Annotated in this window: 5 protein-coding genes; 3 read left to right on the top strand and 2 right to left on the bottom strand. The window is 66.8% G+C overall.

Features of this window, described 5'->3' with window-relative positions; translation table 11 throughout:
- Positions 1 to 1,387: AMP-binding protein (locus QOD90_RS19120; protein WP_526352401.1), on the bottom strand; the 1,387-nt coding region annotated here is incomplete at its 3' end.
- Positions 1,388 to 1,488: 101 nt separating this feature from the next.
- Between QOD90_RS19120 and QOD90_RS19115 the strand changes: the two genes are divergently transcribed.
- The 3 genes from QOD90_RS19115 to QOD90_RS19105 all read left to right on the top strand — a co-directional run bounded on the left by QOD90_RS19115 (position 1,489) and on the right by QOD90_RS19105 (position 2,957).
- Complete coding sequence (locus QOD90_RS19115; protein WP_526352403.1) at positions 1,489 to 1,953, top strand: winged helix-turn-helix transcriptional regulator; 465 nt, start codon at positions 1,489 to 1,491, stop codon at positions 1,951 to 1,953.
- A 9-nt stretch (positions 1,954 to 1,962) separates the two neighbouring features.
- A complete protein-coding gene (locus tag QOD90_RS19110; protein ID WP_526352400.1) occupies positions 1,963 to 2,544 on the top strand; it encodes a chorismate mutase in 582 nt (193 codons plus the stop codon).
- Positions 2,545 to 2,780: 236 nt separating this feature from the next.
- Positions 2,781 to 2,957, top strand: a complete 177-nt coding sequence (locus QOD90_RS19105) for a long chain fatty acid-CoA synthetase Faa4p (RefSeq protein WP_526352402.1) — start codon at positions 2,781 to 2,783, stop codon at positions 2,955 to 2,957.
- Positions 2,958 to 3,035: 78 nt separating this feature from the next.
- Here QOD90_RS19105 and QOD90_RS19100 read toward each other — a convergent pair whose 3' ends face one another.
- Positions 3,036 to 4,847, bottom strand: coding sequence for a bifunctional sugar phosphate isomerase/epimerase/4-hydroxyphenylpyruvate dioxygenase family protein (locus QOD90_RS19100; RefSeq protein ID WP_526352399.1), 1,812 nt, complete (start codon positions 4,845 to 4,847; stop codon positions 3,036 to 3,038).
- Positions 4,848 to 4,918 lie beyond the last annotated feature (71 nt).

Raw genomic sequence — 4,918 nt, 5'->3', positions numbered from 1 at the left:
ACAGTTCGCCTCGCGGGTGGGGCTGGTCGGTGTTGAAGTATCCGAGCTCGGGCACGTCGATCAGCTTGTAGTCGATGACCAGTGGCCGCATGACCACTCCGTCGGTCGTGACGGCACCGATCTCGGTGAGTCCGTAGGCGTCGACCAAGTCGGCGTCCAAGCAGGATTCGATGAACGACTTCATCTCAGCGGACAACGGTGCGGTGCTCACGAATCCACCGAGCACGCGGCCACCCAGAACGTGTTCGCGCAGTTCGGCTTTCACTAGGTGGTCGGCGGTCGCCTCGTCGACACCCTTGGACACCAACCGTTGGACTCCCTGCTGGTAGCGCTGGAACAGCATCTCCACCACCCGCGGCACCAGGCCTACGTCGGTGGGACGGACCAGCGACCAGTCCTCGAACAACGTCGAGAGATCACTTTCCGGAACGAAGTAGCTGGTGCCGCCGGCCTGGAAGGCCGACGACAGCGGGATCCGCCCGCCAAGGTGGTTCAACGGGAGGAAGTTGACGTTCAGGACGGGTGACTCGACGGACGCCAGCGGCAGCGTCCACAGCGTGGCGACCATCTTCTCGGTCCACATGGCGCCCTTCGGCACGCCGGTGCTCCCCGACGTGTAGAGAATCATCGCGAGGCGGTCCTGGTCACCGCCGGTGTACATCGGCGTTTCGGCCAGCGTGCGGCCGCGCTCGACGACCTCGCCGAGCGTTTCGACGACGACGTCCATGCCTGCGGCGGCGAGCTGGTCCTTGGCCCGCTGCAGGCGTTCACGATCGGCGTCGACGTCGGTTGCGAAGTCGAACACGACCAGGCGTCGCAGCGACTGACTCCCCAGGACCGCGTCGATCGCCAGGTCGAGATAGGCCGCGCTGACCGCGAGCACCCGCGGCTCCGTCTCGGCGAGGATCGGCTGCAGCCTCGACACCGGCGCATTGTGCTGCAGCGGGACTGCAACCAACCCGAGGTATCCGCAGACGAGGTCGATGGTCAGGTAGTCGCCACTGGCGAATCCGATGGTGGCGACGAAGTCCCCTGGCCGCACCGGCGCGTCGGCCGCCTGGCTCCACGCGCTGGCGACGGCGGTGACGTCGGACCACAGCTCGCGGTACGTGGTGGTTTCGAACTCGGGCCGGAGCCGCACCGAGTCGCGGCCGGTCGACGCATCCTTCGCGACACCGCGCACGCGGCTGCCAAGGGCGGGGCGGTCACCGTAGCCATCCACGAACGTGGCGAGCACCTCGGCGAGCCGCAGACTCGGGACGCGCGCTGCCGCCATCACTTCGGGCTTTGGCGTCGCGGCTTGGAGCTGGGGATCGTGCGCGAGGAGCTCGGCGGTCCTTTCAGAGCCCTCTTGCGTCGTGGTCTGAGTGGAAACGTCGATCGTCATCGCTACCTCGCGTCTGCTGACTGTGCTCTGGGTAAGTCAGACTATACGACTCTGACTTTACTCGAGGCAAGTCAGCGTGGCATCATGGTGGTGTGACCTCCATGACGCTCAAGGGTGCGCTCGCCGATCGCGACAGTTGGTCGGCCGCGAACTGTTCGATGGCCGCTGCGCTCGAGGTGGTGGGTCGCCGGGCCAGCATGCTGTTGCTCCGGGAGGCCTACTACGGTGCCCACCGGTTCGACGAATTCGCCCGCCGCACCGAGCTCAGCGAGAAGATCACCGCGGCCCGGCTCAGGGAACTCGTCGAAGAGGGCCTGTTGGAGCGCCGCCCGTATCACGTTGCCGGCCAACGCAGTCGGGAGGACTACCACCTGACGGAGAAGGGCCTGGAGCTGCTCCCCGCGCTACTGGCCCTGATGCAGTGGGGCGATCGGTGGGTGCGTCCCGAGACAGGTCGGGTAGGCCTGCGGCACGCGGACTGCGGAAGGCCGGTCACCGTCGAGGTGCGCTGCACCGAAGGACATCCCGTCGCCGTCGATGCCGTCGAGGTGTTCCGACGGCGCTAACGTGTCGAGATGAACACTGCTCCAGCCGCTCGGCCCGCGCGCGTCGGGATCGTCGCGATCGGTACCGCACTCGCTCTGCTGGCCACGCCGACTCAGTCGCACGCCGACGTACCGAATCCCCTGTTGGCGTTGGTCGACGCCGCCGCGCAGCGCTTGCAGACCGCCGACCCCGTGGCCGCATCCAAGTGGATCACCGGGGGATCGATCGAGGATCACACCCGCGAGCAGCAGGTGATCGACGCCGTCACGGCGTCGGCCACGGAGAAGGGCGCCGATCCCGGCTTCGTCGAGAGGTCCTTCCGAAACCAGATCGCCGCGACGGTCGCGGTCGAGTACGGCCTCTTCAGCCAATGGAAGCTCGATCCCCCAAGCGCTCCACTGACGGCGCCCGACCTGTCGGACTCCCGGTCTGCCATCGATGCGCTCAATCGCACCATGGTGACCGAGATTGCCGGGCAATGGGATTCGTTGCATTCGCCCAGTTGCCTTGGCGATCTCGACGCCGCCAAGGATGCCGTCGTCGACGCACGCGGACTCGATGAGCTCTATCAGCGCGGGCTCGCATTCGCAACCCGGTCCTACTGCCAGTGAACGGTTCCGTGTCGACCAGGTGAACAGCCTCCGACCTCGAATACCACGCCCGTCAACCGATTAGGCGTTGGGGCCGCCGACGGTTTACTCTTGCGCGCGGTCCGTCGTCGACACAGGAATCCTTCATGCCTACTCAGCCCACATTGCGGCGTGCACAGTCCCTTCGCAGCACCCGCAGGCACCGCATCGCGCCCCGCGTGAACTGCCCAACGGTTGGTCAGAGCTTCGACATCGAGATGAGTCGCGAAATCGACGGCTGGACGATCCGGATCCCCGAGATCGGTGGCGTCACCCACGCCCGGCGCCGGGCAGGAGTCGAGTTGGCGGCGCGGGAGTGCGTCGCGGCCATCACCGGCATTCCGATCGGCTACGTGGCCATCTTCGTGGCCAAGGAAACCGTCGGCGCCGAGTAGCCCCACCCCCCTCTGCGATTTCGGCGCGGAAATCCGCGGTGAGCGCGGGTCAGCGCGCCCAAATCGCTAGGGGTGTTCCTAGGGGCGTCGTCGCTGGGCGGCCAATCGCACCGGGGCGTTGTCGGTGCCGTAACCGTCGTATTCGCCGATGCGCTGGACGAATTCGAAGAACACCGTGCCGACGGTGCGGGTGTAGAAGTGGATGAACGCCCCATCGGCGTTGCGGTCGTAGAGCAGGTCGAGTTCGCGCAGTTCGGCGACCGTCTCGGCATCGACGCCGAAGCGGCCCGCCACGTAGTCGTAGTAGTTGTCCGGCACGGCGAGGAAGTCCAGGCCCCGCGATCGAGCCGCCCGCGCGAAGGCGACGACGTCCGTGCAGGCGAAGGCGACGTGCTGCGGCATGGCGGCGGCCTCGAGAATCTGCGGTGCCACGTTGAGCGGCAGTCGAATCGAACCATCGTCGGTGCGCATGACCTGGCTACGCACCAGCCCGCTCGGCCCGGCCACTTCGGTCGGCGCATCCGCGGCGAGGCCGAAGACACTGGTCAGGAAGAGGACGGCCTCGTCGGCCGTCTGCCAGGGCACGGCGAGGTTGACGTGGTCGACGTGACTCAGCGACGCACCCGAATCGGACGACAGGCCGTTCTCGAATTCGTCGACCCACGGCGGTGGCGATCCGGCCGGCGGCGCCGTCACCCAGAAGAACTCGGTGCCCTCGGGCGCGACGGCTCCACCGAGCGCCTGTTCGGCGGCGTACGTCCGCCGGTAGGCCGCGGGCGCCATCAGGTCCGACGCTCGTCGGGAGGTGGCGTCGCCGTCGGGCACCTGCAAACCCACGGCAGCGACGTGCGGGGCGAGGTCGCGGGCCTGATGCTCGTTGAGCACCACGCGGACGTCGCCCGAGGTCCACAGCGAGACGGGCTTGGTGCGATGGCGCCCACCGGGAATGAAGCCGAGCTGATCGAGGAGCACCTCCACGTCGCTGGTGTCCTCGGCCTTCAGTTCGACGAAGTCGAAACCGACGGGCGGCTTGGCGTCTGCCACGGGTGTCAAGGCGACGGAGTGCTGAACCCCGGGGAGCGCGGCGACCTTGTCCTGCAACCAGATCAGGGATCGCCGCGCGTGGACCGCGGTGCGATCGGGATCGGTCTGACGGAAGGTGTCGTTGAAGACCTCCAGCGACAGCGGGCCGTCGAACCCGGTCTTCAGGACATGCGAGACGAAGGTCGCCAGATCGAAGTCGCCTTCGCCGGGGAAGAGCCGATGATGCCGGCTCCACGACAGCACGTCCATGGACAGCGCGGGCGCGTCGGCAAGTTGGAGATAGAAGATCTTTTCACTCGGAATGTCTTCGATGGCTGCCGGGTCGTGTCCGCGGGACAGCACGTGAAAGCTGTCGAGGCAGACGCCGACGGCGGGATGGTCGGCAAGGTCGACGATGCGCCACGCCCGCCGATAGTCGTCGACGAAGCGCCCCCAGGCCAACGCCTCGAAGGCGACTTTGACGTCGTACCGGGCCGCGACGTCGCCGAGCCGACGCAGCTGGTCGGCAGAATTCGCGTCCGAGTCGACGGTCGCGGTCGCCACGTTGCTGCAGACGAGAACGGTATCGATGCCTAGTCGCTGGGCCGTGACGAAGGTGGCGGCGGCACGGCGCAGGTTCTCGGTGAAGACGATTTCGTCGACTCCTTCGATATCGCGCAACGGCTGATAGAGATCGAGCGAGAGACCGAGCCGCCGGGCCAGGCCGCGGATCTCCTCGGGACTGTGATCGCTGGCGATCAGGTCCGGCTCGAAGACCTCGACACCGTCGAAACCCGCCGCAGCGCAGGCGTGCAGCTTCTCGACGAGGGACCCGCTGATGGACACGGTCGCAATGGACGTCTTCATGGTGTGCCTCCAATCACAATCCAATGTACTAAACGGTTAATACATTCGGAAGCCCGATGAGGAAGTTCGGC

It is taken from the genome of Mycobacterium sp. (genome assembly GCF_032161845.1).
In the GTDB taxonomy this organism is placed as follows: domain Bacteria; phylum Actinomycetota; class Actinomycetes; order Mycobacteriales; family Mycobacteriaceae; genus Mycobacterium.
The sequence above is the reverse complement of the archived record's forward strand: the minus strand, read 5'-3'. Positions and strand labels throughout refer to the sequence as shown.